The organism is Ahrensia sp. 13_GOM-1096m (assembly GCF_000620605.1).
GTDB lineage: Bacteria > Pseudomonadota > Alphaproteobacteria > Rhizobiales > Rhizobiaceae > Ahrensia > Ahrensia kielensis.
On record NZ_JIAX01000006.1, the window covers coordinates 548,960 to 575,822 of the forward strand.

Annotated in this window: 27 protein-coding genes; 17 read left to right on the forward strand and 10 right to left on the reverse strand. The window is 47.2% G+C overall.

Features of this window, described 5'->3' with window-relative positions:
- Positions 1 to 169 precede the first annotated feature (169 nt).
- Both N530_RS0103025 and cueR read left to right on the forward strand, forming a co-directional pair.
- Positions 170 to 2,611, forward strand: a complete 2,442-nt coding sequence (locus N530_RS0103025; protein ID WP_202899004.1) for a heavy metal translocating P-type ATPase — start codon at positions 170 to 172, stop codon at positions 2,609 to 2,611.
- A gap of 10 nt (positions 2,612 to 2,621) precedes the next feature.
- Positions 2,622 to 3,023, forward strand: a complete 402-nt coding sequence (gene cueR / locus N530_RS0103030) for a Cu(I)-responsive transcriptional regulator (protein WP_026479499.1) — start codon at positions 2,622 to 2,624, stop codon at positions 3,021 to 3,023.
- Here cueR and N530_RS0103035 read toward each other — a convergent pair.
- The 5 genes from N530_RS0103035 to hemP all read right to left on the reverse strand — a co-directional run bounded on the left by N530_RS0103035 (position 3,020) and on the right by hemP (position 7,070).
- Positions 3,020 to 3,814 carry a heme ABC transporter ATP-binding protein gene (locus N530_RS0103035; RefSeq protein WP_026479500.1) on the reverse strand — a complete coding sequence of 265 codons (795 nt, stop codon included), beginning with the start codon at positions 3,812 to 3,814 and terminating at the stop codon, positions 3,020 to 3,022. The two genes, cueR and N530_RS0103035, sit on opposite strands and share 4 nt — an antisense overlap.
- A gap of 1 nt (position 3,815) precedes the next feature.
- Positions 3,816 to 4,904, reverse strand: coding sequence for an iron ABC transporter permease (locus N530_RS0103040; RefSeq protein WP_026479501.1), 1,089 nt, complete (start codon positions 4,902 to 4,904; stop codon positions 3,816 to 3,818).
- On the reverse strand, positions 4,894 to 5,703 hold the full coding sequence (locus N530_RS0103045; protein ID WP_247869156.1) for a hemin ABC transporter substrate-binding protein: 810 nt from the start codon (positions 5,701 to 5,703) through the stop codon (positions 4,894 to 4,896). Before N530_RS0103045 ends, N530_RS0103040 begins: the two co-directional genes overlap by 11 nt.
- A 97-nt stretch (positions 5,704 to 5,800) precedes the next feature.
- Entirely contained in the window at positions 5,801 to 6,871 is a 1,071-nt protein-coding gene (locus N530_RS0103050) for a hemin-degrading factor (RefSeq protein ID WP_081773875.1), read from the reverse strand.
- 10 nt (positions 6,872 to 6,881) lie between these two features.
- Positions 6,882 to 7,070, reverse strand: a complete 189-nt coding sequence (hemP, locus tag N530_RS0103055; protein ID WP_026479504.1) for a hemin uptake protein HemP — start codon at positions 7,068 to 7,070, stop codon at positions 6,882 to 6,884.
- 227 nt (positions 7,071 to 7,297) lie between these two features.
- On the opposite strand from hemP, the gene N530_RS0103065 reads away from it, so the two are divergent.
- The 9 genes from N530_RS0103065 to N530_RS0103105 all read left to right on the forward strand — a co-directional run bounded on the left by N530_RS0103065 (position 7,298) and on the right by N530_RS0103105 (position 13,516).
- Entirely contained in the window at positions 7,298 to 9,397 is a 2,100-nt protein-coding gene (locus tag N530_RS0103065) for a TonB-dependent receptor domain-containing protein (protein WP_051540719.1), read from the forward strand.
- Positions 9,398 to 9,412: 15 nt separating this feature from the next.
- Positions 9,413 to 9,850, forward strand: a complete 438-nt coding sequence (locus tag N530_RS0103070; protein ID WP_051540720.1) for a hypothetical protein — start codon at positions 9,413 to 9,415, stop codon at positions 9,848 to 9,850.
- A complete protein-coding gene (locus N530_RS17330) occupies positions 9,847 to 10,560 on the forward strand; it encodes a MotA/TolQ/ExbB proton channel family protein (RefSeq protein ID WP_035266105.1) in 714 nt (237 codons plus the stop codon). The genes N530_RS0103070 and N530_RS17330 overlap by 4 nt, the downstream gene beginning before the upstream one ends.
- Positions 10,550 to 10,933 carry a biopolymer transporter ExbD gene (locus N530_RS0103080; protein WP_026479507.1) on the forward strand — a complete coding sequence of 128 codons (384 nt, stop codon included), beginning with the start codon at positions 10,550 to 10,552 and terminating at the stop codon, positions 10,931 to 10,933. The genes N530_RS17330 and N530_RS0103080 overlap by 11 nt, the downstream gene beginning before the upstream one ends.
- A 9-nt stretch (positions 10,934 to 10,942) precedes the next feature.
- Positions 10,943 to 11,347, forward strand: coding sequence for a biopolymer transporter ExbD (locus N530_RS0103085; RefSeq protein ID WP_026479508.1), 405 nt, complete (start codon positions 10,943 to 10,945; stop codon positions 11,345 to 11,347).
- Entirely contained in the window at positions 11,347 to 12,270 is a 924-nt protein-coding gene (locus tag N530_RS0103090; protein ID WP_026479509.1) for a TonB family protein, read from the forward strand. The genes N530_RS0103085 and N530_RS0103090 overlap by 1 nt, the downstream gene beginning before the upstream one ends.
- Positions 12,271 to 12,274: 4 nt before the next feature.
- Positions 12,275 to 12,478 (forward strand): hypothetical protein, encoded by a 204-nt coding sequence (locus tag N530_RS0103095; RefSeq protein ID WP_026479510.1) that lies wholly within the window; start codon positions 12,275 to 12,277, stop codon positions 12,476 to 12,478.
- Between the two features lie 14 nt (positions 12,479 to 12,492).
- Positions 12,493 to 12,807 carry an antibiotic biosynthesis monooxygenase gene (locus tag N530_RS0103100; RefSeq protein ID WP_018688528.1) on the forward strand — a complete coding sequence of 105 codons (315 nt, stop codon included), beginning with the start codon at positions 12,493 to 12,495 and terminating at the stop codon, positions 12,805 to 12,807.
- A 187-nt stretch (positions 12,808 to 12,994) separates the two neighbouring features.
- Positions 12,995 to 13,516, forward strand: a complete 522-nt coding sequence (locus N530_RS0103105) for a winged helix DNA-binding protein (RefSeq protein ID WP_026479511.1) — start codon at positions 12,995 to 12,997, stop codon at positions 13,514 to 13,516.
- Here N530_RS0103105 and N530_RS0103110 read toward each other — a convergent pair.
- Genes N530_RS0103110 through N530_RS0103120 form a run of 3 tightly spaced genes read right to left on the reverse strand, consistent with a single transcriptional unit; the run spans position 13,513 to position 16,384 of the window.
- A complete protein-coding gene (locus N530_RS0103110) occupies positions 13,513 to 14,814 on the reverse strand; it encodes a TRAP transporter large permease (protein WP_026479512.1) in 1,302 nt (433 codons plus the stop codon). The two genes, N530_RS0103105 and N530_RS0103110, sit on opposite strands and share 4 nt — an antisense overlap.
- Before the next feature lie 9 nt (positions 14,815 to 14,823).
- Positions 14,824 to 15,447: a TRAP transporter small permease gene (locus tag N530_RS0103115; RefSeq protein ID WP_162150928.1), complete on the reverse strand. Its 624-nt coding sequence runs from the start codon at positions 15,445 to 15,447 to the stop codon at positions 14,824 to 14,826.
- Positions 15,410 to 16,384, reverse strand: a complete 975-nt coding sequence (locus N530_RS0103120; RefSeq protein ID WP_026479514.1) for a TRAP transporter substrate-binding protein — start codon at positions 16,382 to 16,384, stop codon at positions 15,410 to 15,412. Before N530_RS0103120 ends, N530_RS0103115 begins: the two co-directional genes overlap by 38 nt.
- Positions 16,385 to 16,548: 164 nt before the next feature.
- On the opposite strand from N530_RS0103120, the gene N530_RS0103125 reads away from it, so the two are divergent.
- Both N530_RS0103125 and N530_RS0103130 read left to right on the forward strand, forming a co-directional pair.
- A complete protein-coding gene (locus N530_RS0103125; protein ID WP_026479515.1) occupies positions 16,549 to 20,133 on the forward strand; it encodes a hydantoinase B/oxoprolinase family protein in 3,585 nt (1,194 codons plus the stop codon).
- A 124-nt stretch (positions 20,134 to 20,257) separates the two neighbouring features.
- Positions 20,258 to 20,530, forward strand: a complete 273-nt coding sequence (locus tag N530_RS0103130; RefSeq protein ID WP_026479516.1) for a BA14K family protein — start codon at positions 20,258 to 20,260, stop codon at positions 20,528 to 20,530.
- A 33-nt stretch (positions 20,531 to 20,563) separates the two neighbouring features.
- Here N530_RS0103130 and N530_RS0103135 read toward each other — a convergent pair whose 3' ends face one another.
- Positions 20,564 to 21,571, reverse strand: a complete 1,008-nt coding sequence (locus tag N530_RS0103135; protein ID WP_026479517.1) for an omptin family outer membrane protease — start codon at positions 21,569 to 21,571, stop codon at positions 20,564 to 20,566.
- 309 nt (positions 21,572 to 21,880) lie between these two features.
- Positions 21,881 to 22,540: a GntR family transcriptional regulator gene (locus N530_RS0103140; RefSeq protein ID WP_026479518.1), complete on the reverse strand. Its 660-nt coding sequence runs from the start codon at positions 22,538 to 22,540 to the stop codon at positions 21,881 to 21,883.
- Between the two features lie 138 nt (positions 22,541 to 22,678).
- Between N530_RS0103140 and dctP the strand changes: the two genes are divergently transcribed.
- The 4 genes from dctP to N530_RS0103160 all read left to right on the forward strand — a co-directional run bounded on the left by dctP (position 22,679) and on the right by N530_RS0103160 (position 26,862).
- Positions 22,679 to 23,662, forward strand: a complete 984-nt coding sequence (dctP, locus tag N530_RS0103145) for a TRAP transporter substrate-binding protein DctP (RefSeq protein ID WP_026479519.1) — start codon at positions 22,679 to 22,681, stop codon at positions 23,660 to 23,662.
- Positions 23,663 to 23,732: 70 nt separating this feature from the next.
- A complete protein-coding gene (locus tag N530_RS0103150; protein WP_026479520.1) occupies positions 23,733 to 24,281 on the forward strand; it encodes a TRAP transporter small permease in 549 nt (182 codons plus the stop codon).
- A complete protein-coding gene (locus tag N530_RS0103155) occupies positions 24,281 to 25,597 on the forward strand; it encodes a TRAP transporter large permease (protein ID WP_018688523.1) in 1,317 nt (438 codons plus the stop codon). Before N530_RS0103150 ends, N530_RS0103155 begins: the two co-directional genes overlap by 1 nt.
- On the forward strand, positions 25,594 to 26,862 hold the full coding sequence (locus tag N530_RS0103160; RefSeq protein ID WP_026479521.1) for a malonyl-CoA decarboxylase: 1,269 nt from the start codon (positions 25,594 to 25,596) through the stop codon (positions 26,860 to 26,862). The genes N530_RS0103155 and N530_RS0103160 overlap by 4 nt, the downstream gene beginning before the upstream one ends.
- Position 26,863 lies beyond the last annotated feature (1 nt).

Consider the following 26,863-nt stretch of genomic DNA (forward strand, 5'->3'; position numbering starts at 1 on the left):
CTGCAAATTCTACTGTTTTACAGTACATCTAGCCAAAAATATGCAAGTTTTGAGCCTTCTTTCTGCGCTATTAAAGCTCCCGTTATTTGTGATGATTGTTGCCGTATATTAGCTGTTGACCTTCCCGTTGCTGGAAGCCTTACAAGGGCTTATGTAAGGAGATCGCATCATGGACAAGAAAGAAAATACGTTGAGCAAAACAGGCAATCACAGTTGTTGTGGCGGAAACCACGCTGATCACCACGACCATGGCGCTAAAACAACTGCGTCATTAACGAGCACTGAAATTTTAGAAGCAGCGATAACACCGGTTGACGGTGTCGTTAAAGATCCTGTGTGCGGCATGAGTGTAAAGCTAGGTGCTGGCAAACCGACTTTTTCTCACAAAGGCAATGATTTCCATTTTTGCAGCCAAGGCTGCCATGACAAATTTGAAAATGATCCTTACTTTTACCTGTCAGGAAATAAGGCGAAGAAGAAAGACGCTGCGCCAAAAGATGCAAAATATACCTGCCCGATGGATCCGGAAATAGTTCAAGACGGACCGGGCACATGTCCTATTTGCGGTATGGCTCTGGAACCTATGGATGGTATCGCAGAAGGCCCAAACCATGAATTAATAGATTTTACCAGACGTCTTTGGCTAAGTGCTGGCGCAGCAATACCATTGTTGATTTTGACGATGGGACCAATGATTGGTTTGCCTGTTCGCGAGTGGCTTGGCGAGAAGGTGAGCCTCTATATTGAATTTGCGCTTGCAACACCTGTGGTCATTTGGGCCGCATTACCATTTTTCCAGCGCGGCTGGACGTCGGTTAAAACATGGAACTTGAACATGTGGACACTGATCATGATCGGTGTCGGTGTTGCATATCTATACTCAACCATTGCAACATTTTTGCCAAATTTATTTCCATCTGGTTTGCAAATGGCAGGTGGCCATATGCCTGTTTATTTCGAGGCAGCTGTCGTCATTGTTGCGTTGGTTTTTGTGGGCCAAGTATTGGAATTGCGCGCACGTGAACGCACGGGCGATGCTATTCGCGCATTGCTGGACTTGGCACCTAAAACAGCACGGCGCATTACGCCCGATGGCGATGAATATGATGCGCCGCTTGAAAACATCATCAAAGGTGATCGTATGCGGGTTCGCCCCGGCGAAGCAATTCCCGTGGATTCTATCGTTATAGAAGGTCGAACAACCATCGACGAAAGCATGCTAACTGGCGAACCGTTGCCGGTTGAAAAAACTGAAGGCGATAAAGTAACCGGCGGCACGCTCAACAAAAATGGTTCTTTGATTATCGAAGCTACCCATGTTGGCGATGAGACGATGCTCGCTGGTATCGTTGCTATGGTGTCTTCTGCACAAAGGTCTCGCGCGCCAATTCAAGGGCTTGCAGATAGAGTAGCATCATATTTCGTGCCGACGGTTGTTCTGGTAGCAGTCTTGGCATTTGTTATCTGGATGCTGATTGGACCTGATCCGGCATTCGTGTTTGCGATTATTTCGGCTGTGTCTGTTTTAATTATTGCCTGTCCTTGCGCACTTGGTTTGGCAACACCGATGTCGATCATGACAGCAACGGGCAGGGGCGCGCAGGCTGGTGTTTTGATTAAAGATGCTGAAGCATTAGAGCGCATGGCGCGTGTGGATGTTTTGGTGGTCGATAAAACGGGCACACTGACAGAAGGTAAGCCAACATTGACGGATGTTGTCTCGTTTGGCGATGTCGCCGAGCGTGACATGCTCGCAATGGTGCGCGGGCTAGAAGCAGGATCTGAACATCCCTTGGCAGAAGCGATTGTTGACGGGATAACAATGAAAGACATTGCAGCAACCAAAATAAGCGATTTCGATGCTGTCACGGGCAAAGGTGTTCGCGGTAAATCGGACAAGCACAGTGTTGCGCTTGGCAATGCTGCAATGATGAAACTGATTGATGTTGATCCTAGCGCAGCTGACGAGCAAGCAGACAAATTGCGCACCCAAGGTAAAACCGCAATGTATGTCGCAATCGATGGCAAGCTTTCAGGTTTGATTGCGGTTGCTGATCCGATCAAAGCGACAACGCGCGATGCAATTGTAGCACTACATGCGGCAGGACTTAAAATCATCATGGCAACTGGTGACAATGAAAAGACAGCGCGTGCTGTCGCTGACCAGCTCGGAATAGATGATGTGCGTGCCGGTGTTTTACCAGAAGATAAAAAGGCACTGGTGGATGAGCTACACAAAAAAGGTCACAAGGTTGCAATGGCTGGTGACGGTGTAAACGATGCGCCAGCGCTTGCTGCTGCTGAAGTGGGTATCGCAATGGGAACAGGTGCAGATGTTGCCGTTGAAAGTGCAGGCATAACGTTGCTTAAAGGCGATTTGGTCGGCATTGTTCGCGCTAGAACACTGTCAGTGGCAACGCTGCGAAACATTAAGCAGAACTTGTTTTTTGCATTTGCTTACAATAGCGCCGGCGTGCCAATTGCTGCGGGCTTGTTATACCCGCTAACTGGCACACTATTATCGCCAATGCTTGCCGCTGCAGCGATGAGCCTTTCATCTGTTTCCGTGATAAGCAATGCGCTACGATTGCGTGCTTTGAAATTGGATTGAGGAGTTAAAAATGAACATTGGTGACGCTTCTCAAAAGACAGGGCTTCCTGCAAAAACGATCCGCTATTACGAAGATATCAAGCTTGTTAAACCATCGCGAGCATCCAACGGGTATCGCGATTATGCTGACGAAGATATTCATCGATTGGCGTTTCTTCAGCGTTCTCGCAGCCTTGGATTCACGATTGAGGAATGCCGTGTTCTGCTGTCTCTTTATCAAGATAAAGATCGTGCCAGCGCTGATGTGAAGGCGTTGGCACTAGAGAAAGTCGATGAGATTGATCGCAAGATCAAAGAACTACAGTCGCTAAAATCAACGTTGAAATCATTAGCCGATCATTGCCATGGCGATGATCGGCCCGACTGCCCGATCATTGATGATCTTGCCGCAGAGTTGGCGGTTAAACGTTAAATATGTGCAGCATAGCCAATCTCTGGCAGAACGAAGAAATTCATTCCCTTTGGCACCTGTCCGACTGACATTGGGCAGCCATAAACAAATTCCAAATTTTCTGCGGTCAGAACCTTTTTAGGGGCACCATATGCATGAATACGGCCTTTATTTATGAGTATCACATGATCTGCATAATGCGCTGTAAGGTTGAGATCATGCAAAATGGCGACAACACCACCGCCGCTTTTGGCATAACCGCATGCAATATTCATAATCTGAATTTGGTGCTTTATGTCGAGGCTGGAAATAGGTTCATCTAAGAAAAGGCATCGCGGTTTCTTTTGAAACGTTGGCTCCCAAACCTGTGCCAAAACACGCGCGAGCTGAACCCGCTGTTGTTCACCGCCTGAGAGTTCCTGATAGTAGCGCTTGCCAAAACCTGCCAATCCGACCTTGGTCAGTGCCTCACTAATACGTAAAGGCACGTCTATATTGGCCTGGACGCCGAGTGTTAGTCCCAGCCGCACCACCTCATATACCGTGAATGGAAACGACAAATTTGCTGATTGCGGAAGAACACCGCGCATGCTCGCAAGTTTAAGAGATTTCGTGGTGGAGATGTTGAACCCGTTCAAATGAGCGTTTCCATCAAATGGAATTTCACCTGTGAGTGCGCGCATCAAGGTTGTTTTGCCCGATCCGTTTGGCCCAATGATTGCGGTCAATTGTCCTTGAGTAGCTGTCATGCTGATATCGCTCAAGATTTTTTTGCCGCCCAAGTCGACGCTAATATTATTTGCTTCAAGCATATTACATATCCAACAGGCCGCGCTTACGCAGCAATATCCAGAGAAAGAAAGGTGCACCGATTGTTGCGGTAACGATGCCAATGGGCAGTTCGGCAGGCGCTACAATTTGGCGTGCAATTGCATCGGCAAGCAAAAGCATGATTGCCCCCAGTAGAGCGCAGGCAGGCAATAGATATTTGTGATCAGGACCAATGAATAAGCGCAACAAATGCGGGACAACAATGCCCACAAATCCAATGCCGCCAGAGACAGCCACAGAAGCGCCAGTTGCTGCTGCAACTGCAACAATGGCAACGCGCTTAAACAGTTGGACATTGATGCCAAGATGCTGGGCCGTTGCTTCGCCTAGCGTCATTGCGTTCAATCCACGCGCCATAATTGGCGCTAGAATAATAATTGGCAAAATAATGGGAGCAACGGCAGCTACCTTAATCCAAGTAGCGCCTGCGACGGAACCAAGTCCCCAAAATGTTAGATCACGTAATTGCTGATCATCAGCCCAGAACACCAAAAGGCCTGTGAAGGCTCCGGCCATCGCACCAAGAGCGATGCCCGTTAGCAGCATCGTTGCGACAGATGTACGCCCGTTACTGGTCGATACGCGATAGAGTATAAATGTTGATGTAAGTCCGCCAAGAAAAGCAGCAAGCGGAATTTGATAAATACCAAACAAAGCGCCTAGCGATGCCAAGATCGTGCCGCCGAGAACAATCGCCGTAACCGCGCCCAAACCAGCGCCAGCTGATACACCAACAATGCCGGGATCAGCCAAGGGATTGCGAAACAAGCCCTGCATAATTGCGCCAGATACGGCAAGGGATGCGCCGATCATCATGCCAAGCAATGTGCGCGGCATGCGGATATCTAAAATTACAATACGTTCAACAATATCGATCGCGCTATCATCGCCGCTCAATAGCGCCCAAGCAACGGCAAACGCTGACGAGTTCGTTGCGCCCGATGCAAGGCTAAATATTGCCGTTGCCAGTAATGCCAAGGCCAGAACGATGAGCGAAAGGCGGGCGAACGCTGTGCGGTCGCCGCCTTCAATCGTTGCTATGGTGTGCGGTGTTGCGACATCAGAACTCATGACGATGAATCGCTGTCGAAAGTTTTGAAATTGCTTCACCTGTGCGCGGGCCAAAGCCAAGCATCAACAAACCATCCATACGAATGATTGCGCCGTTTTTAACCGCTGGTGTCGTTGATAAAGCCGCATGTTGCTCCAGCATCGAATTGCCAGAACTGTGGTCGCCGCGCCCGTTCATCATCATAATTACCTCAGGGGCAGCATCAATCACCGCTTCATCGCTTAATTGTTTGTAGCCTTCGTAAGCGCTGATAACGTTCTCGCCGCCAGCAAGTTCAATGATCCCATGCGCAGCAGTTTTGGTGCCAGACGCATTGATTTTTCCATCTTGCACCGAAAGAATAAACATAACTTTTGGTTTATCTTTGTTGCCGGATTTTTTGCGTGCTTCAGCGATTTCGGCGGCAACTTTAGCACGCAGAGCATCACCCTTATCGGAGACGCCGAGTTCTTCAGCGATGATGCGGATGTTATCGTCAATGCCTTCAATCGTGAAGTTATCAGGAACATCCACCCATTTCATGCCTGTGCTTTTGATCACGTCGACGGCTTCTTTTGGCCCATTGTTTTCGCGGGCCAAAATCAGATCAGGCCGAACAGACAAAACGCCCTCTGGTGATAATGCGCGAATATATCCAACATCAGGAAGCGCTGTGGCTTCTTGCGGATAAAGTGAAGTTGAATCGCGGCCGACAAGTCTGTCTTCTTGACCAAGCGCATAGATGATTTCAGTCACCGCACCGCCAATTGCCAAAACACGTTTGGCTTCAGTGTCTGTGGCGCGGGCCTGCCCGCTCATTATCGTAATTGCAAAAAGCACTAACGTAATTGAGGAGCAAGCAATGCTGAATTTTTTTGGCGTGCGCAGAAGCGCGAAAATACGAAAATAAGGCATCTTAATTCTCATTTTCTTCTGATTTTTTAGGTAAGGAATTTACAACTTGGTCCCACGTGGAAAGCAGGTGGGTATCATCGTCGTCCCTGCGGTATCCGTTAATCAGGATGATTTGGTTTCCTGCCGCATCAAATGCTTCGATGGAGAAAATATCTCCGCGTTTGGTTGGTTTGCGCACAAGCCATGTGCTGGCGATGTGATCTGTTCTGAGGTGAAGATTAAAGCCTTCATCAAGCACATTGAGCCATGGGCCCATGCGTTTAATGTTCATAATAGGGCCGCTATGAATTTGAAGAATGCCCAAATTGCGAACGAAAACCATAACTGGCAATGAATCCGCCGGTAACCGATTGAACAAAAGCTCGACAGTATCATCTGAAAGTTGTGTGCTGAATTTTTCGCCTACGAGACGGATGGCATCAAGGCGTGGCAATTTATGTCTTCGCAGCATTGCTTGAAACGAATGTGTGTCTTGCAGCGCTGCCCAGTCTGCTTGCAAGCTTCCAATTGCTTCATTGGTCGGTGAGGCGGGCTGGCTTGCTTTTTTCTCCACAGATTTAAACGGTTGCTTTGAAGGAGGATTTGTCGCCAATGTTTTGCGAATATTATCCCACTGCTCAAGCTTGGTGTTTGGCCGTGCAAATACTTTATGAACCGCAGTGCCGGTCGCATCAAAAAACTGAAAGCTTCTTTGCGTAACGCCTTCATCCATTTGCTTTGTTACATGGTAGGCATGCGCCCAATGTTTTCCAAATATACGCAGATCAATTTGTGGCCCAAGGACGATGGAAGCATGTTTATTGCTGCTAAAGCCTTCATATACGCCAATTTTTTCATGAACAGCGCTTTCATTACGCGATAGCGCCATCACTTCGCCGGCATCTTTCAACATGGAAAAGAAAGTGCTGAGGTCGACATTCAGACGCTCTACACCATGGTCTATCCATGCTTCTAAATACTCGGCTTCAGAGATACCGAGTTGGGCGGCGAGATCACGCTCGCGCAGTTTTGCATTTTCTTTTTTTGCGTCGCGTATTGCGGCCGCGCTGATTTGCGTTCGAGCGCCCATCATTAACTCCAGCTTACTTGTTGAGGATTAACTTGCCTTGTTTCGTAATCTTAAGGCGGTAGATCGAACCTTCATGCTCAATCCCCACTTCGCGGCCGTTTTCGAAAAGGCTCTCAGATTTGATAACCGGCAGTGTTTGATCGACGCCGCTGTGTAAGCGAACCTCATCTGCACGACGGCCCTCAGTATTATTTCGTTCCATGGACAACATCCGTTGTTGGCCTGGCTTGCAGTATGCTGGCTGGGCTGGCGTTACTGGATTTTTTAACTTGACTCATAATATCCAGTTTCTGTAGGAGGTCCATCACATAAGCTGATCTTTTTTGTCAAGTTTAAAGAGTTTCTTTATCAATGACAATTTGTAAAGCGCGCCAGCCAGCATTTGCCAGCCAGCAAAAAATCCAAACAAACATAATTGGAATGAGGGCAATGGCTAATTCTATGGGGATATCAATCCGGGCTGGTCTTGTTATGGCGCTTTGTGCGACCACATCAATGACGTCAATCACACGAGCAAATGCACAGGACGCATCAGAACGCGGAGCTACCTTGCTGCAGCGTCTTATTTTAGGCGCCGGTAAAGAAAAGGTCGCGATCGATACACCGCAGGCTGTGACAGCGCTAGAGCAAGAAGAACTAGACGATAAACAAGCAACAACTGCGAGTGACATTGTTAAAGCTGTGCCGAATGTAAGCATCGCTGGCGGTGCAAACCGTGCCCTTGGGCAGTCATTTAATATCCGAGGTATCGGCAAGGGTGAAGCTGCTGCTGACGAGGGCCGTATCATTGTTAATGTCGATGATGTGCCGCAGTTTTATGAACAATATCGCATGGGCGGTTTTTTCAACGATCCTGAACTGTTCAAGCGCGTTGAAATATTACGCGGCCCTGCATCATCCACACTCTATGGATCAGGTGCACTTGGCGGTGTTGTAAACTTTACGACCAAGGATGCTTCTGATTTTCTTGGGGATGGCGAGAGCGGTTCTTTAAAACTCAAATCGAGTTACGATTCGAACCCAAATGGATATTTGCTTAGCGGTATTCTTGCTTTGCGGATGAGCGAAAATGCAGAACTCTTATTCGCTGGTAATTACCGTGCAGCTCAAGAATTTAAAGACGGCAACGGCGATAAGATCGAGGGCTCTGAATTTGTGACGCCAAATGGCATTGCAAAGGGAACTTTCTACTTTGACGATGAACAAGAACAAATTGTTCGTTTAAGCTATAGCCAGTTTACCAGCGATCAAAAGGATCAAGCTTACTCGCAGTTGCAGCCGACAGGATTTTTTGGAAATGTGGACCGCGTTGCAAACAATCGGCAAGCGCAAATTTCCTATGAAAATGCTGCGAGCGACAACCCTTGGCTCGATCTGAAAGTATCACTCTCTTACAACAATATTACAAATGAGCAGACAAATTCTGACTTGGGCGCGTTTAGTTCAATCGGTCAAGACTCACTCTATGGTTATGAAAGCTACCAGTTCTTGGCGGAAAATACATTTGAATGGGAAGGTGAGAATTTTGAAAATTATCTGACAATTGGCGGCCAGATCATTCGCCAAAATAGAACAACAGGTACGAAAGATCCGCTTGGTCACCACCCAGAAGGTACAGACACACAGGTCGGATTTTTTGCCCAAAATGAATTCATATGGAATGAACGCTTAACCCTGATCCCAGGTATCCGTTTCGACTATCAGATGTTGACGGCGGCTGACACGCTTGGCGGTTTAACAGGCGGTGTACTACCTGAAGACAATTCAGATATAGCGATTTCACCTAAAATTGCAGCACTCTATGAGTTTAACGATAATTTCTCGATCTTTGGTTCTTATGCTCATACGCAGCGCTTTCCATCATTGGATGAAATTTATTCCAATGATTTTAGCGCACCCGCACCGCCAAATTATAGCTTAGGTTTGTCTAAAGAGAAGTCTAACAACTTCGAGTTGGGTTTCGTTGTATCGACAACTGATCTTGCTGTTGAAGGCGATAGTTTCGATTTAAAAACAACAGCCTTTTACAACAAAATTGACGATCTTATCGTGCGGCAGCGCAACCAATATCCGCAATATGTGAATATTGGTGAGGCAGAGATTTACGGTCTCGAAGTTGAAGCTGCATATAACACTGAACGCTTCTTTGCCAGTGCAGGCTTTGGTTTGACTGTCGGTGAGGACCTTACAGCGGGCACAGCGCTGACGACTGTAGCACCACCTGAAGTAACTGTGGGTGCAGGGTTTAGAATGCCTGATCGCGGCCTAACATTTGGCTGGGATGGTCGCTTTGTGTTTGATCAAACAAGGGTAGAGCTGGCGGCAGCAGATCAGCTTCGAAGCGATGGTTTCAACACTCAAGATTTATATGTGTCTTGGCGTCCTGATGATGAAAGTCAGTTCAAAGGATGGGAAGGGGCGTTTCGTGTTGAGAACATTTTCAACACACAATATCGCGACTTCTTAGCCAACGATAATGGCAAAGGCCGTACCTTTAAACTCACCCTAGCAAAGGAGTTCGGCTGGTAAGTCGAAGATCATTCAATGGCAATTAATTACCCCAATAATCTCCTATATATACTCATTGCGGGCTTTTTAATTGTGTCTGCGGCACGGGCACAAGAGCCTGTGCCGCCAGCGCTTTCGATCGAACTCAATGCGGTTGAACAAGCCGATAACAAATGCCGCCTAGTGTTTGTCGCCGAAAATAAAATGGGCAACGAACTGGATAGTTTAGCACTGGAAACAGTGCTGTTTGATGCAGCAGGCAAAGTCAGCCGCTTTGCGCTCTTCGATTTCAAAACTTTGCCTGCTGATAAAATGCGTGTCCGCCAATTCGAATTGCCCGATACGCAGTGCAGCTCTGTATCCAAAATTTTGATCAATGGCGTTGCAGCTTGCAAAGGCGCAGCTTTCACAGGGGCGGAATGTAGCGATGCAATGCAACTCAAAAGCTCAACCAGCACGGAGATTTCAGGATGAACCTGCTTGAAAACCCAATTCTGCGGATCAAAGAATTCATTAGCGTTGGAGGGCCCGTTGTTGCGCTCCTCCTATGTGTTTCAGTCATCGCTTTGGCTGTAATTCTTTTCAAAGCATGGCAATTCTCCGTGCTACGCGTGGGCAAGGGGCAGCGCACACTTGCTGTTCTTAATAGCAAATCAGAAATTGCGCTTGGTCATTCTCTCCAACAGCTAAATTCTATGTCGGGATACTCGGCGCAAATAGCATCCTATGCCATTGGCTTGAAACAAGCTGAGGCATCTCAATCATATCAGCGCAGAAATACCGAAGAAGCACTCGCGTTAGCCGCAGCCATACAAATCAAGTCTCTGCAATCTGGCTTCAGAGCGCTTGACTCAATTGCACAAATTGCACCGCTTATTGGTTTGTTTGGCACGGTTCTTGGCATGATAACGGCGTTCCAAGCTTTGCAACAATCTGGCAACAGCGTTGATCCTTCCATATTGGCGGGCGGTATTTGGGTGGCACTGCTAACAACGGCAGTTGGACTGGCTGTGGCTATGCCAACCAGCATAGCGCTTACTTATTTTGAAAGCCGTGTAGAAGATCATCGCTTAGCCTTGGAGCAAATCATTGCAGCGGTGCTCAGCCCCGTTTCCGATGGCTCTAAACGTACGCCAAACGCCATTCAGATGGCGCAGCATCAGGCGGCTGTACATGCGCATTGAAACAACCCCATTTAAGCGCCGCAAGATTTCGATGACATCATTGATTGATGTTATCTTTTTGCTGTTGTTGTTTTTTATGCTTAGCTCCACTTTTTCACGGTTCTCTGATGTTGAGCTTAATTCAGGCGCAGGGCGTGGCTCTTCGCAAGACATCGCGCCGGCTTTTCTTAAGCTGACAGATAACGGCCTGACGTTGAATGGGCGTTCGATAAAATTGGAAATGTTGGGCAAAGAAGTCGCAACACTTCAAGTGAGCGCGAACATTAATGGGCTTATTTTATCCGTAGATAAAACAGCAAGCGCACAACAATTTGTCGATGTGCTGACAGCGTCGCGGCGACTTTCCGGCATCAGCCTTCAAGTTGTGAAGTAAGGCACGGCAATGCGATTGGATCATTTTAATGTTAAGCGCGAGAAGGCAGAGCCAATAATTGCTTTGATCAATATCGTATTTTTGATGTTGATTTTCTTTCTTGTTGCAGCACAGATTGCGCCGCCGCTCGATGGGGATATTAAACTTGTATCGACGCAAGATCTTGAAAGCCGCGATCCACCAGATGCGCTCATTGTGTTGCCCGATGGTTTAATGACCTATCGCGGTGCGTCTATTACACCATCGCAATATTTCACGATTCAGCAGGAAAGCCATGATGGCAATTTAGAAACAATTAGACTGGTTCCAGATAGGGCGTTGTCTGCTGTTAAGCTGATTGACATTGGCAATGAGCTTAAAGCCTTGGGCGCTAAAAAAATCCTTGTCGTAACTGAGCGAGGGATTTCTGAATAATGCCCGTAAAGTCAGCTTTCAAAATCGTCGCATGCGCCGCCATTCTTGCCTCGTTGACATTGCATGTCGTTGCGATGGCGATAGCACCGCAGTTTGATGAAGACGTGCAAATTATAGGCGGGGAAGAAACTGTCGCAGCAGCGCTTGGTAATAATTTTGAAGACCTCGTAAAAGCTGGCGATGAATTATCGCCTATAGATGCTGAAACGCTTGAACCTGTTGAACCAGAAGCGGTGGATGCGCCTCTTGAACCAGAAGTAATATCAGCACCAACGCCGCCTACAATGGCTGCTGCAACTGTGCCTATTACGCCTGCGCCAATTACGGATACGGCAATGCTGGCGCCAACCGAACCAGCTCAAACCATAAAAGCACAGCCGGATGAACCTATCATACCTGTTCCAAACACGCGGCCCTTTCGCCAGATTGATAAGGAGCGTTTGGAAAAAGCTAGCCTTGAGAAGAACAAGCCTAAGCCAAAGGTGAAGCGGAAAAAAAGTACGAAAGTACAGCCCGTAAAAAAGAAAAAGACCGCATCAGGAAACGCCAAATCCAAAGCAAAATCGAACGCGAAGGCTGGCGCAGCAACGGGCAGTAAAGGGAAAAAGAATACGCAGGCGGGGAAAAAGAAATCGAAGAATTCTTCGAAAGCTGGCAACGCTGCGGCTTCAAATTATCCTGGCAAAGTACGGTCAAAAATATCGCGCACGCGGCAAAAAAACGCCGGTGGAAAAGGTATCGCAAGAGTTCGTTTCAATGTGAATTCTTCGGGGGGTGCGACCGGCATTGCGATTGCAAACAGTTCCGGCAACTCAAAGGTTGATCGCGCTGCTATCGCGCACATAAAGCGCGCGTCTCCATTTCCAAAACCACCCGCCGGTGCGCAGCGCCAGTTCGTTATTCCGCTTGAATTTAGGAGATAACGACATGAGCGATAAATGCACATTTTGCATGATTGAATTACACAGTTTGGCGGCACAGCATGGTGCCAATAACGGCCCGTTACCCGCTTTGATGGATGCTTTTCAATACGGTGCTGAGATGCCCAATAATTTGGAAACAAAAACGGCGTTCCTCGCTGAGCAATACCGATCAACAACAAAACCCAACCCGAAACTAAGTGAAAAATAAACACGGAGACACAGATGTATATCGCAATGAACCGCTTCATCATTAATGAAGGTCATGAGGACGATTTTGAAAACATATGGCGCAATCGCGATTCTACCCTCAAGGAAATGCCGGGATTTCAGACCTTTCATTTGCTAAAAGGCGCTCGTAACGAAGAAACAAAACAGACGCTTTATGCTTCCCATACAGTTTGGGAAGATCACGAGCATTTTGTAAGCTGGATCAATTCTGAGCAATTTAAAAATGCACACAAAAAGGCAGGCTCTAACAAAGGCATGTATGGCGGGCATCCAAACTTTGAAGGGTTTGACGCTGTACTGAGCGAATAAACGCCTGCAAAAAAAACATTAAGAGCGAGATGCCTGTCTAGCTTGCTAGCAGTGCCTTTCGCCAGTAATTCAAATTACTTTTACATTCCAAGCGAGCTGGCGAAAATTTCAGCTGTATAACGTTGACAAATTATCGTTAAAACACCACAAAAAAACATGTCTAAAGAACAAGTTTAAAGGTTTTAATGTGGCTGAACAAACACCCAAAAAACGGAAAATTGTATCCTCGCGGCATTTGGCTGGAACCGAAGGTTGGCAACTTTCTGAATTCGAATACGGCCTCATCATTGCTTACAACGGTTTTAGCCGATGGGTGAATAAGTGCATGGCGGCGGCAGGTCAGCCGGATTTAAGCTCGCTTGAGATATTGGTTTTGCATAATATCAATCATCGTGAAAAACACAAAAAGCTCTCTGACATCACCTTCTTGTTGAATATGGAAGATTCTCATGTCGTCAATTATGCGATAAAGAAGTTGCAAAAAGCAGGGCTGATTGCTGGTGAAAAACGCGGCAAAGAAATGTTCTACAGCACGACGAAGGTTGGCTTTGACTATTGCGAACGCTACCGAGAAGTTCGTGAACAGTGCTTGCTTGATAGTTTAAAACATATGGACCGAAGCAATGATGAGCTGAGTGACATTGCTTCGGCATTAAGAACCTTATCGGGGCTTTATGATCAGGCGTCGCGCGCTGCGAGCTCGCTTTAATTATTCATCAAATCCGGCAGCGCTGTCACTATTTCAGGGAACATTGTTATCAGCCCAACTGCGAGCAATAGCAGTAAGAAAAACGGCAGTGCGGCTTTTGCAATGCGTAAAATATTGATGCCTGTAAGGCCTTGTATCACGAATAAATTGAAGCCAACCGGCGGTGTTATCTGGGACATTTCAACAACGATCACCAAATAAATACCAAACCATAACGGATCGATACCAACGCTTTCTACCATTGGCATAATAATAGAGGTGGTGAGAACCACGACAGAGATGCCATCTAGAAAGCATCCAAGGATGATGAAGAAGACCGTTAGCGCTGCAAGCAGCGCGTAGGGTGACAGTTCAAACGAACCGATCCAAGCTGCCAGATTGCGCGGTATGCCGGTAAAGCCCATCGCGACGGATAAAAAAGCAGCGCCAGCCAAAATGAAGGCAATCATGCACGAAGTGATTGTCGCCCCCATCAAGCTTTCTTTGAGCATGTTCAACGATAGCGACTTGTTCCACCATGCCAATACAACGGATAAAACAACGCCGACTGCAGCAGCATCTGTGGGCGATGCGATGCCTGCATAAATTGATCCGATCACACCAGCTATTAATGCCAACACGGGTAATAGGCTCATTGATGCGCTGATCTTCTCACGAAAGCTGAATTTCTCTGATGCCGCAGGGAAAATATCCGGCTTGGTTAGCGCAATGAACATGACATAGCCCGCAAACATTGTCACAAGCATCAATCCAGGCAAAACCCCTGCAATGAAAAGGCGCGCAATCGACTGTTCTGTTGCAACTCCATAAACAATGAGAATGATTGATGGCGGAATGAGAAGGCCGAGCGTTGCTGACCCTGCAAGCGTTCCCAAAATTAAACTCTCTGGGTAACCGCGCTTGGTGAGTTCTGGAATGGACATTTTACCAATGGTCGCCGCTGTCGCTGCAGATGAACCAGATACAGCAGCAAAGATAGCACATCCAAAAACATTGACGTGTAAAAGGCGGCCGGGCAATCGGCCAAGCCAAGGCGCTAGACCTGTAAACATATCATCTGAAAGGCGTGAGCGAAGCAGGATTTCACCCATTAAAATGAACATGGGTAAAGCTGCGAGCGCCCAAGAATGGCTATGGCCCCAGATTGTCGTGGCAATGATAGGCCCGATGGGAGCTGATGAAAGCAGCGCCATCGAAATAACACCGGTAATGGTCAGGGCGAACGCAACCCAAACACCGCTTGCAAGCATTGCTATTAAAGCAAGGAGAAGAAAAAAGACGACGACGATCTCTGACATGTTGTTGACTTACATTTCTTCATTGTTTTCGAGGATGGGAGCACCATTGATCAGCGTGCGGATCAGCAGGTCGATGAGGGCGATGGATAGGATAATCATTCCCACCATGACGCTTGTTTGGGGAATCCAAATTGGCACAGCAATCATGCCTGAGGACTTGTCGCCAAAGGCATAAGATTCTCTTACAAGATGGATAACGTAGTAGGTCATAAATAGGGAGCAGGCCGCACAAAGGCCAAGAGAAAAGACTTCTGCAATAAAGCGAGATTTTCCGTTCGCCATATAATTAAGTGCAAGCGTAACACGGATATGGCCGCCCCGTGTTAACGTGTAAGCCAGCGCAAGAAACGATGAGGCTGCAAGAAAATAACCAGCAAAAGAGGCGTAGGAGGGAATGGTCATTGCAACGCTCGAACCACCAATTTTTGTGATGATGTTCATGACAACTTGAGCGGTAACAAGTAGGCAAATTGCTGCAATTAAAGCTGCAGCGACTGCACCGCTTATTATGTAAAGCTTATCCAAAAATTGTCGCATATGACCTCCATTTAAAAAAGAAACGGCGCCGCATAATTCATGAGGCGCCGGTAGATCATTATTTGCTATATGCTTCGGCAATAGCTTTTGCTTCATCTGAAGCATTCGCTTCCCAATCGGCTTGCATTTTTGCGCCGATTTCTTTCAGGCCTTCAAGCAATTCAGCACTAGGTTCTACAACCACCATACCGTTCTCTTTAAGCTCTGCAGTCTTGGCATCAGTTTCCGCCTTGCTCATTTCCAAGCCACGGGCTTCGGCAGCGGATGCAGCGTCAAGAACAGCCTTTTGTACATCTTCGCTCAGACTATCAAAAGCAGCCTTGTTCACAACAACAATGTTTTTTGGAACCCATGCATTAATAGGCGTATAGTGGGAAACATAATCCCAAGCTTTTGTGTTGGCGCCTGTTGAAGGTGATGTGATCATCGCTTCCACTTGGCCTGTCGAAAACGCTTGTGGAATGTCGGGTGCTTCAACCTGTGTTGGGGCAGCACCTGCGAGTTGAGCGAATTTCTCTAACGCAGCGTTATAAGCGCGGAATTTCAAACCGCTAAGGTCAGCTGTCGTTTTGATTTCGCCCTTTGTATAAAGTCCCTGTGGCGGCCAAGGCACGGAGAAAAGAGGGAGCAAGTTTTGCTTTGCTAATAGCTCTGTAATGACAGGTTTTTGTGCATTCCATAGTTTAGCAGCATCGTCATAGCTTGTTGCCAAAAATGGTTCGGAGTCCATGCCATAGGCAGCATTCTCGTTAGAAAGACGTGACAAGAAAAACTCGCCAATTGGCACTTGCTGTGAACGCACAGCATTTTTAATTTCTTCATGCTTGATCAGTGAACCAGCAGAATGGACTGTGATATTTAATTCACCTGCGGTCGCTTCTTTTACATCAGAAGCAAATTCAACGATGTTGACCGTGTGAAAAGTCTTGTCTGAATATGGAACAGGCATGTCCCAATCAGCAGCGATAGCCTCTCCCAAGCCAGCTGATGCGATAATCGCGGTGGCGAACACAGTACTGCGAAAATGTTTCATTATTAATTCTCCCTGTAGTTATTGATTGCGTGAAATACGCGCTCAAACCGTTACGAATTCACTAAATACGACTGCTTAGAAAAATGCAACGTTGACAAATTGTCAGCGTTTTGCTCATAAATCAACATAAAATTTGTAGCGAGCATTCGAGAGAGGATAGAGCATTGCAAAAATGGGATTTCTGGATTGATCGTGGAGGTACTTTTACAGATATCGTTGCGCGTGCGCCTGATGGTGAATTGAAAGCGCACAAGCTCCTTTCTGAAAATCCGGAAGCATATCCTGATGCCGCAATCCAAGGTATCCGTGATCTGATGGGTATCTCACAAGCTGAACGCATACCATCAGACAAAATAGCAACCGTCAAAATGGGAACAACCGTTGCAACCAACGCTTTATTGGAGCGCAAAGGTGATCGTGTGCTGCTATTGACGAATAAAGGTTTCGCTGATGCCTTAGAGATTGGATATCAGGCAAGACCGCGCTTATTCGACCGAGAAATTAAGAAGCCAGAACTTTTATACGAACAGGTTGCGGAAGTTTCAGGTCGCTATCTCAATGATGGGAGCGAGGAAGAGGCTTTTGATGAGAGTGAAACTCATGCAGCCTTAAAACAGGCCTTTGATGCAGGAATTCGTTCGGTTGCCATCGTTTTTATGCATGGCTATCGTTTTCCAGAGCATGAAGAGCGCGCAGCAGAAATAGCAAGGAACATTGGTTTCACACAGGTGTCTCCAAGCCATGAAGTTTCTCCTTTGATCAAATTTGTCGGGCGCGGCGATACCGCGGTTGTCGATGCTTATCTTTCACCAATTCTACGCCGTTATGTTGAGCAGGTTGCTTCAGAACTCGACACGGAAAATTCTGACCTGCAATTGATGTTTATGATGTCATCAGGCGGATTAACAGCCGCGCATCTGTTCCAAGGGCGTGATGCAATTCTATCCGGTCCTGCTGGCGGCATTGTTGGTGCTATCCAGACGAGCAAACTCGCAGGATTTGAGAAGATAATCGGTTTCGATATGGGCGGCACGTCCACGGATGTTGCGCATTTTGCAGGCGAATTGGAAAAGGACTTTGAAACGGAAGTCGCAGGCGTGCGCATGCGTGCCCCTATGATGAAGATTCACACCGTGGCTGCGGGCGGTGGTTCGTTGCTCACATATGATGGTGCGCGTTTCCGTGTTGGCCCTGAATCGGCCGGTGCAAACCCTGGTCCGGCAAGTTATCGGCGCGGCGGACCTCTCGCCGTCACTGATGCCAATGTTATGCTTGGTAAACTTCAGCCCAAATATTTCCCATCGGTCTTTGGTCCAGATCAAAAGCAGCCTTTAGATCGTGATGCTGTAAGACTGAAATTTGAGAAAGTTGCAAAAGAGGCAAATGTCACTTCCTCAGAAGAGGTCGCAGAAGGATTTCTTAAAATTGCCGTTGAGAATATGGCCAACGCTGTAAAGAAAATATCGGTGCAGCGCGGTTATGATATTACCCGTTATGCCCTGACTTGCTTTGGCGGGGCAGGTGGTCAACACGCCTGCGCAGTGGCAAGTGTTTTGGGTATGAAGACTGTGGTGATACACCCGTTTTCTGGTATTTTATCCGCCTATGGCATGGGGCTGGCGAATATTAAAGCCAGCAGGCAGCATAGCGTTGAGCAAACACTCGGCACAGCTATGCTGAGTGATCTGGAGCTGACGATTGAAGCGCTAGAGAAAAGCACGAAGCAAGAGCTTTTCGAGCAAGGGATTAAAGAAGCTGATGCAGATGTCACTGTTAGTGTACATTTGAAATATCAGGGCACGGATTCCACAATCGAAGTCAAGTTTGATGCTGTTGAAACGATGCGGCAGCAGTTTGAAAACATCCATAAAGAACAGTTTGGCTTCACTATGCCAGATACGGATTTGGTTGTTGAACTTGTTGAAGTTGAATCAAATGGCGGTGGTGCAAACAATCTCGAAAAGCCGCAAAAAGCGAGCGAAGGCACGCCTGAGTGTATCGAAACGACAGAATTTTATTCTGGTGGAAAGTGGCAGACGGCAAATGTTTACAAACGTGCTTTGTTAAAGCCGGGGCACAGAATTGTCGGGCCAGCAATTATCATTGAAGATATTGGTACGATTATTGTTGAGCCGGGTTGGCGCGCAAGTTTAAACAGCTTTAGCCACATCATTATGGAGCAGGACGAGCACGTGCATCAGGAGGAAAGCCTGAGCACCAAAGCTGATCCTATTATGCTTGAGGTTTTCAATAACCTCTTTATGTCTATTGCCGAGCAAATGGGCGTTCGTTTGCAAAAAACGGCACGGTCGACAAACATCAAAGAGCGACTGGACTTCTCCTGTGCGGTTTTTGACCATGATGGTTCTTTAATAGCAAACGCACCGCATACGCCTGTTCATTTAGGTTCAATGGATCGGTCGGTTGCCAGTGTCATTGCGGCCCATCCTAAAATGAATAAGGGCGATGTGTTTGTAACAAATGCGCCTTACAATGGCGGAACGCATTTGCCGGATATAACGGTTGTCACGCCCGTCTTTGGCGACAACAATGAAGCTCCATTGTTCTTTGTTGCATCACGCGGCCACCATGCAGATGTTGGCGGCATTGCCCCTGGATCTATGACACCGCTTGCCACGACTATTGAAGAAGAAGGCGTTGTTCTTGACAATCTCATGCTCGTTAAGGGGGGCGTGTTTTTAGATCAATCTATCCGTGCAAAACTAGACGGCGGAAAATATCCATGCCGCAATACCGATCAGAACGTTGCCGATTTGAAAGCGCAAATTGCTGCGAATGAAAAGGGTGTCGCAGAACTAAAAACAATGGTCGAAAATTTCGGCCTTAGTGTTGTGAAAGCCTATATGGGACATGTTCGCGATTATGCAGAGGAATGCGTGCGCCGTGTTATCTCGACTTTATCTGACGGTGAAGCGGAGGTCTTTTTTGATCAAGGATGTAAAATCGCAGTCAAGTTGACTGTCGACAAAGAACAAAGATCAGCAACGCTGGATTTCACCGGTACAACTGATCAGCAGCCCGATAATTATAATGCTCCAGAGCCGGTCACGCGCGCTGCGGTACTATATGCGTTCCGCTGTATGGTTGATGACGACATACCCATGAATGCTGGCTGCATGCGCCCGTTGAACATTATCCTGCCTAAGCGGTCTATGCTAACACCGGAATATCCAGCTGCAGTCGTTGCCGGAAATGTTGAGGTGTCCCAAGCGGTAACGGATTGTTTGTTTGCAGCTCTTGGCGCAATTGCCGGTGCACAAGGTACGATGAACAACTTTAATTTCGGGGATGACGAGTATCAATATTATGAAACCATTTGTGGTGGTTCTGGAGCTGGGCCGGGCTTTAATGGGGCCCATGCAGTACACACACATATGACGAACACGCGTTTGACCGATCCTGAAGTTTTGGAGTTGCGTTATCCTGTGGTGCTTGAAAAATTTCAGATAAGGCGTGGTTCTGGCGGTGCAGGTAAATGGACTGGCGGCGATGGGTTGAACCGTACTGTGCGTTTCTTAAAGCCAATGGATGTTTCGTTTTTGTGTGGTCGGCGCGAAGTTGCTCCAAGCGGCTTAGCAGGAGGCGGAAACGGAAAAACGGGGCGCAATGCGAAGCGTTTAATCGACAATACGATCGAGGAATTGCCAGGCCGTACTCAAATCAGATGTGACGCTGGCGAAGCGGTCATTATCCAAACGCCATCAGGCGGTGGGTATGGTAAAATTTAGTTGAATAATCTGTCCTGCGCTCAAGGCTTGTCTCTAGCGCGGGGCGGATACTAAATAATGATCGTATATTGCCTTGGCAAATAGGGTATATTCCCGTCAACTTACCGATGCCTTGGAGGATTGCATGAAATCATTAATACGACGAATTTGGACCGTTCTGGGTACGGCATTTAGCATAGCTGTAAGTTTCGTCCCTAATATTGGTAAAACTCAAGAGAAGTCGATTTTCGATCCCGCAATATACCCACGCGCACATTTTCAGTGGTGTATGAAGCACTATAATACCTATCGAGCACTCGACAACACTTTCATCACATCCGATGGCCAGCGAGCCGAATGTATCTCGCCGTTTTTGAAGAAAAATCCAGATGAGAAACAAAAAAAATCAGGTCGCTAAACCTGATTTTTGTTTGTGAGTTGATCGCTAGTTTTAAAATGCGAGTTTTAAACCGGCAGAGAGTGTGATGGATCGAAAGTCCATGCCTGCTCCATCTTTAAAAGGACCGGCCACCTGTCTGCCCGATGGTATGTCATATATTAAAGTGTCACCTTTCTTGCGAAAGAACTGCTCGAAATTAGCGCCAAGGGTGAACTGAGTATTGTCAGTAACCTGATAACCAGCTTCAGCACCCAAACTCATGAAGGGAATCGGTCCATATTTTTCTTCGAAACGAAGGTCTCTTACCCAGTGGTGGTCCGTATCCGTCGCGCCGATCGTTACGCCAGCACGCGCAAGACCTCTTAAAGTCCATTGGGCATGATTAATTTTGGCTTCTGTTCCGATAAAGATGCCAGGATAACGTTGCTCAAAAGAGATGCCCTTCTGGTCAGCCGCAAAATTTCCTATGTCTTTACGAAAACCAGTCTGACTATAAACGAAGGAACCGCCGTATGCCGTGCTTTTAACATTGGTGTATTTGAGGCCACCATGCAGGTTCACGATTACTGCATCGTTCAGTGTAAAATTTCTGCCCAGCGCAACATCCAGATTGATATATTTGTCGAGTCGGGTGTCTGGGTGAATGGATCTGTCGGTCCAATTATCAAAAGCATAGTCACCGGCCAACCAGTCATAATCCACCATGTGGCTATCGCCATTAAATCCAAACACGGCGTTACCTGAGATTGTCCAGTCGTTATAAATCTCTCCCTTGGCATTCAAAGTCACGACCGGTGCTTTTGTTTCCCAGATCAGATGGCTGATACGATTGCCTGAGTCGTAAACGAGTTCATTACCCTTCAACCATGTGTAGCCAAATCCACCGGAAATAACGAAATCCGGTGAGGCAAGGCCAACTGGCGTATCTTCCGCTTTTGCATAGGTGCTTATTAATACCGGTGGCACCGTAGCTGACACATCTTGCGCTTTTGCAAGGGTGTTTATCGATACCAACGCCACAGTAGCTATTGCAAATGACTTGTTAAATAAATGTCCCATTACCACTCACTATTTTGAGATATGTCTGAAATTGGCGTTGCCATCGTATTTCTATCTTATTTGTCGAGAATAAAATTTTGAATTATATGTTAAGGAGATATAAAGCATAAAAATTAAGGAATACTTATTGCTCGATGGACTTATCTTGTTTTTAGGGGGGGGGCGTTAGAGGCTTTGGCGCAAAGAGCAATACAGGTGGATCGTTAAAGTGTAGACGAACAAATTTAGTTGTCTCTTATGTTGCTGATATGAAGTGAATATATCTGACTGCAAAGCTGCTTGTGAACCAAGCTTGCTGGTATCGGCGCCTTATTCTGCTGCCTTGATTGCGCTCAATGCTAAAAGCCTATGGAATTTTTCGCCTTGAACAGCAACGTGCTGCAAGAGAGCCGAGGCAGCTTTATCCGTTTGGCCTTTTGACAACGCTTCCACGATGCCTTCATGTTCATCTAATGATTGTTGAAGTCGGCCACGCAAATGCAATTGCTGCCGTCTAAATGGCTTGAGCCGGCGATAAAGCTGCAGCGTTTCAAGTTCTAAAAAATTATTTCCGCAATGTGCATAGATCGTGTGGTGAAACCGCTCATTGGCTGCAAAATACATGTCGGCATCTTGCGTTGCCACTGCCTCGCGGCAAATTGCATTTTGCTTTTGAAGTTCTTCAATCCCAGCATCGGAAATGCGTGAAGCCGCTAAACGTCCGCACATGGATTCCAAGCCAGCCATAACCTCAAACATTTCAAGTAGCTGAATAGGGCCGGGCTGGCGCACAAAGACACCGCGGCGCGGGTGGTGCTCAACCAATCCAGAGGCTTGAAGCAATTGCAAAGCTTCCCGAATTGGCGTGCGTGACACATCAAATCGTTCGGCTAAACGATGCTCGTCAAGCCTGTCACCATCGGCGAGTTTACGCGTCAGGATTTCCTGCTCAATGGCATCTGCAATAATATTTGCGCGGCGTGTCGTCATAATTACAAGCATCCTATAATTTTTATAAATACGCAATAATCTAATTCTTGTATACGATAATCTTGACTCCGTATGCGATTGCGTTATCGTTGCCATCTGTGCGGAGTGGGAGACTTCGCCATTTGGGAGGAATATATTATGAAGAATTCACTGTTTTCTGCTGTCGCGGCGGTTGCTGTTTTAGCTGCCTCAACAGTCACAGCTGCTGAGCTGCGTTTGTCTCACCAATGGTCAGATAATGATATCAGGCATAAAGTAGCGCAGATTGTCGCTGACGAGGTTGCTGCTGCCGATGTCGATTTAGATATTAAAATTTTCGGATCACAATCGCTTTTCAAGGCCCGTGAACAATATCGTCCACTAAGCCGTGGTCAGCTGGATATGACTGTCTTGCCGCTCAGCTATGCCGGTGGTCAGCAGCCATCATATAATCTAACGCTCATGCCCGGCCTTGTGAAAAATCACGACCATGCTGCACGCCTCAGCGCATCACCGTTCATGCAAGAGCTTGAAGCCACAATGGCAGAAGATGATGTGATCGTTCTTGTTCACGGCTATCTTGCGGGCGGCTTTGTTGGAAAAGATAAGTGTATCACGAAACCTGAAGATGTTGCTGGAACGCAAATTCGTGCGGCGGGTAAATCTTTTGAGCAAATGTTAGCCGGTGCTGGTGCTTCTATCGCTTCGATGGCCTCATCAGAACTTTATAACGCGCTTCAAACTGGTGTTTTAACTGCGGCCAATACATCGTCATCATCATTCGTTTCTTACCGAATTTATGAGCAGGTAAAGTGCTATACACCTGCTGCCGATTATGCGCTTTGGTTTATGTACCAGCCATTGCTGATGAACAAGACTACTTTTGACGGCCTGACACCTGAGCAACAAGCTGCACTGAAAGCTGGTTCTGAAAAAGCACAGGCTTATTACCTTGAAGAAGCTAAGAAAGAAGATGCCGCATCAACGCAGGCTTTCGAAGCTGCCGGTGTTGAAATCGCATCCATGACAGCAGAAGATTTTGCTGCATGGCAGGCGCTTGCCAAAGAAACATCCTATAAGGCTTTTGTTGAAGAATTGCCTGATGGTCAGCGGCTGCTCGATATGGCGCTTTCAGTAGAATAACGCATCTAGGCGGCAGCGCTTTATCCGCTGTCGCCTGTTTTTGCCATGAATAAATTTAAGGAAATATCATATGGTGAGCCATAGCTCAGCTGCCACCGCTAGTACGGGAGGCAACCCGTTTTTGCGTGCGGTTTCAGCAATATCCACATTCGCAGGCTGGTGTTCGGCGGCAATGATTATGTCGGCGGTTGTCATCACCTGCCAGATGATTTTTATCCGCTTTGTCTTGAACGGATCAACCGTATGGCAAACGGAAGCTGTTATTTACCTTGCTATCGGTTCGACGCTTATTGGGCTGCCCTATGTGCAGCGCCTGCGCGGTCATGTGAATGTTGATCTGGTGCCATTAGCGCTTTCCAATAAAGCACGTCTAATTATGTCGATTTTCACGCTTAGTCTTTCGGCATTAATGGTCGCGGTTATTCTTTGGTACAGCTTTGAACATTGGCATTTGACGTATGAGCGCAATTGGAAGTCAGATACAATTTGGGGTGTTCGCCTTTGGATACCTTATTTGGCTTTGCCTGTTGGTTTTGGGTTGTTTTTACTACAACTGATCGCCGATCTGGTTGCCGTCATTTTAAAAATAGATAAGCCTTTCGGTTTGGAGGACAAATAATGGACCCGCTTCTCCTTGGGCTGATCGTTGCCATTACAACCATCATCATTTTATTCTCAGGTGTGTCGGTCGCACTTGGCTTGTTAATGGTTTCCGCAGCATTCTTGATGGTATTTGATGGAATGCGTTCGTTGGAATTAATTCCAGAAATTCTATTCGGTAAACTCGATAATTTTGCGCTTTTGTCTATTCCGATGTTTATCATTATGGGCGCATCCATTGCTTCCACACGCGCGGGTGCTGACCTTTATGAAGCGCTTGAACGCTGGCTAACCCGCATTCCAGGTGGCTTGGTGATTTCAAATCTGGGGGCCTGCGCGCTTTTTGCAGCCATGTCAGGCTCTAGCCCTGCCACATGCGCGGCAATTGGCAAAATGGGCATTCCAGAAATGCGCAAGCGCGGCTATCCAGATGGCGTGGCGGCTGGCTCAATTGCAGCAGGTGGAACGCTCGGTATTTTAATCCCGCCATCCGTGACAATGATCGTTTATGGCATTGCGACTGAAACATCGATTGGGCGTTTGTTCTTAGCGGGTGTTCTTCCTGGATTGTTGCTTGTCGCATTGTTTATGGTGTGGTCGATTTATTCGACATGGCGTTCTGGCAATATTGCAGTGCTCACAGCTGGTTCATATAGCTGGAAGGAACGCTTCGAAATTCTGCCGCGCGTTATACCATTTTTGGTAATCATCGTTGGCGTGCTTTATGCCCTTTATGGCGGCGTGGCGACACCATCTGAGACAGCCGCTGTTGGCGCTCTTTTATGTGTGATTATCGCAATGGTGATCTACAAATTGTGGAACCCGCGTGACCTCTGGGTTATCCTGCGTGATAGCACCAAAGAGAGCGTCATGATCTTGTTCATTGTCGCTGCCGCAGGCGTGTTCTCCTACATGCTTTCAAGCTTGTTTATCACACAATCCATCGCCGAATGGATTGGCACATTGGAGGTCAACCGCTGGGTATTGATGGGTGCAGTCAATGTATTCCTATTGATCGCCGGTTTCTTTCTGCCACCTGTCGCGGTGATTTTAATGGCTGCGCCAATTTTGTTGCCGATCATAACAACGGCAGGTTTTGACCCTATTTGGTTCGCTGTCATCTTAACGATCAATATGGAAATCGGCCTTATTTCACCGCCGGTTGGCCTTAATCTATATGTGATCAACGGCATTGCGCCGGACATATCTTTGAAAACCATATTGCTCGGTTCATTGCCTTATGTAGCATGCATGATTTTCGCGATCATCCTTTTGTGCATCTTCCCAGGCATTGCAACTTGGTTGCCTGATGTTGTGATGGGGGTAGCCACATGACGCTACTTTCTGATCTTCTAGCAGGCATATTCGAGCGGCGCCCTTTGCCCGGTGCCATTCGAAGATTTGCAAGCGAGCAGGACATTGAAGATCTGTGCCGTGACCTGCTTGGCAGCCATGGTGAGATTTCAGGATCTTCAATGGCGTGCAGAATTCTCGATCTTTATGACGATATGGACGATGCGGGTAAGCGTGAATTCTTCGAGTTCCTTGCCGATGATATGGATATCGATACTGATGGCTTGAGTACGGCTTTGGAGGCTTATCGCGCAACGAACGACAAGGCTTCTTACAACAGCTTGATGGAGAAAGCCGAACCTTTAAGGCAAGAGCTTGCGCGGCGTTTAAACCAAGTTCCAAGCGGTACAGCACGGCTCGTGGATATGCGTGCGGACTTGCTGCGATTTGTAAAAGAGGGCGCTTCTTTTGGGCGCGTGGATAGCGATTTTCGCCATTTGTTTCAGTCATGGTTTAACCGTGGCTTCCTCGTCATGCGGCCAATTTCATGGCGAAGCCCAGCGCATATTCTTGAAAAAATTATCGCGTATGAGGCGGTTCATGCAATTGAAAGTTGGGATGATCTTCGCAGCAGGCTACAACCTGAAGACCGTCGTTGTTTTGGGTTTTTCCATCCTGCAATGCCAGATGAACCTCTTATCTTCGTCGAGGTCGCTTTAACCAAAGGCATCGCACAATCAATACCGACATTGCTTGATGCTAATCATGAACCCATTGAGGCGGCATCTGCAGATACAGCAGTATTTTACTCTATTTCAAATTGCCAAAAAGGGCTTGCAGGCATTTCTTTTGGTAACTCATTAATCAAACAAGTTGTCGAAGAATTGTCACGCACGCTTCCGCAATTGAAGACCTTTGTTACGCTTTCGCCAATTCCGAATTTGCGGCGTTACGCCAAAGAAAATGATTGTGAAGCGCAGCTTGATGACGATGAAAAGCGCGCCCAACTGGCAGCCCATTATTTGCTAACGGCAAAGGCTAACAACGGCCACGCTATGGACCCTGTTGCGCGCTTCCATTTAAACAATGGTGCTCTTGTTCATGATATCCACGCCAATGGTGATCCGTCTTTAAAGGGGCAAGAACAGTCCGGCGGCGCAATGGTCAATTATCTCTACGACTTGAAGAAAATTGCAGAAAATCACGAAGCTTATGCCACGCAACAGTCTGTCGTCGCGACACCGCGCGCGCAGCAATTAGCACGGCAATTTACAAGCACTGCATCAATAGAAAAAGAAAACAGTTGAA

Bases quoted from the DNA above. Each gene is read 5' to 3' on its own strand.
- N530_RS0103025 (WP_202899004.1), top strand. From the start codon at position 170: ATGGACAAGAAAGAAAATACGTTGAGCAAAACAGGCAATCACAGTTGT.
- cueR (WP_026479499.1), top strand. From the start codon at position 2,622: ATGAACATTGGTGACGCTTCTCAAAAGACAGGGCTTCCTGCAAAAACG.
- N530_RS0103035 (WP_026479500.1), bottom strand. From the start codon at position 3,814: ATGCTTGAAGCAAATAATATTAGCGTCGACTTGGGCGGCAAAAAAATC.
- N530_RS0103040 (WP_026479501.1), bottom strand. From the start codon at position 4,904: ATGAGTTCTGATGTCGCAACACCGCACACCATAGCAACGATTGAAGGC.
- N530_RS0103045 (WP_247869156.1), bottom strand. From the start codon at position 5,703: ATGAGCGGGCAGGCCCGCGCCACAGACACTGAAGCCAAACGTGTTTTG.
- N530_RS0103050 (WP_081773875.1), bottom strand. From the start codon at position 6,871: ATGATGGGCGCTCGAACGCAAATCAGCGCGGCCGCAATACGCGACGCA.
- hemP (WP_026479504.1), bottom strand. From the start codon at position 7,070: ATGGAACGAAATAATACTGAGGGCCGTCGTGCAGATGAGGTTCGCTTA.
- N530_RS0103065 (WP_051540719.1), top strand. From the start codon at position 7,298: ATGGCTAATTCTATGGGGATATCAATCCGGGCTGGTCTTGTTATGGCG.
- N530_RS0103070 (WP_051540720.1), top strand. From the start codon at position 9,413: ATGGCAATTAATTACCCCAATAATCTCCTATATATACTCATTGCGGGC.
- N530_RS17330 (WP_035266105.1), top strand. From the start codon at position 9,847: ATGAACCTGCTTGAAAACCCAATTCTGCGGATCAAAGAATTCATTAGC.
- N530_RS0103080 (WP_026479507.1), top strand. From the start codon at position 10,550: ATGCGCATTGAAACAACCCCATTTAAGCGCCGCAAGATTTCGATGACA.
- N530_RS0103085 (WP_026479508.1), top strand. From the start codon at position 10,943: ATGCGATTGGATCATTTTAATGTTAAGCGCGAGAAGGCAGAGCCAATA.
- N530_RS0103090 (WP_026479509.1), top strand. From the start codon at position 11,347: ATGCCCGTAAAGTCAGCTTTCAAAATCGTCGCATGCGCCGCCATTCTT.
- N530_RS0103095 (WP_026479510.1), top strand. From the start codon at position 12,275: ATGAGCGATAAATGCACATTTTGCATGATTGAATTACACAGTTTGGCG.
- N530_RS0103100 (WP_018688528.1), top strand. From the start codon at position 12,493: ATGTATATCGCAATGAACCGCTTCATCATTAATGAAGGTCATGAGGAC.
- N530_RS0103110 (WP_026479512.1), bottom strand. From the start codon at position 14,814: ATGTCAGAGATCGTCGTCGTCTTTTTTCTTCTCCTTGCTTTAATAGCA.
- N530_RS0103115 (WP_162150928.1), bottom strand. From the start codon at position 15,447: ATGAAGCAAAAGCTATTGCCGAAGCATATAGCAAATAATGATCTACCG.
- N530_RS0103120 (WP_026479514.1), bottom strand. From the start codon at position 16,384: ATGAAACATTTTCGCAGTACTGTGTTCGCCACCGCGATTATCGCATCA.
- N530_RS0103130 (WP_026479516.1), top strand. From the start codon at position 20,258: ATGAAATCATTAATACGACGAATTTGGACCGTTCTGGGTACGGCATTT.
- N530_RS0103135 (WP_026479517.1), bottom strand. From the start codon at position 21,571: ATGGGACATTTATTTAACAAGTCATTTGCAATAGCTACTGTGGCGTTG.
- N530_RS0103140 (WP_026479518.1), bottom strand. From the start codon at position 22,540: ATGACGACACGCCGCGCAAATATTATTGCAGATGCCATTGAGCAGGAA.
- dctP (WP_026479519.1), top strand. From the start codon at position 22,679: ATGAAGAATTCACTGTTTTCTGCTGTCGCGGCGGTTGCTGTTTTAGCT.
- N530_RS0103150 (WP_026479520.1), top strand. From the start codon at position 23,733: ATGGTGAGCCATAGCTCAGCTGCCACCGCTAGTACGGGAGGCAACCCG.
- N530_RS0103155 (WP_018688523.1), top strand. From the start codon at position 24,281: ATGGACCCGCTTCTCCTTGGGCTGATCGTTGCCATTACAACCATCATC.
- N530_RS0103160 (WP_026479521.1), top strand. From the start codon at position 25,594: ATGACGCTACTTTCTGATCTTCTAGCAGGCATATTCGAGCGGCGCCCT.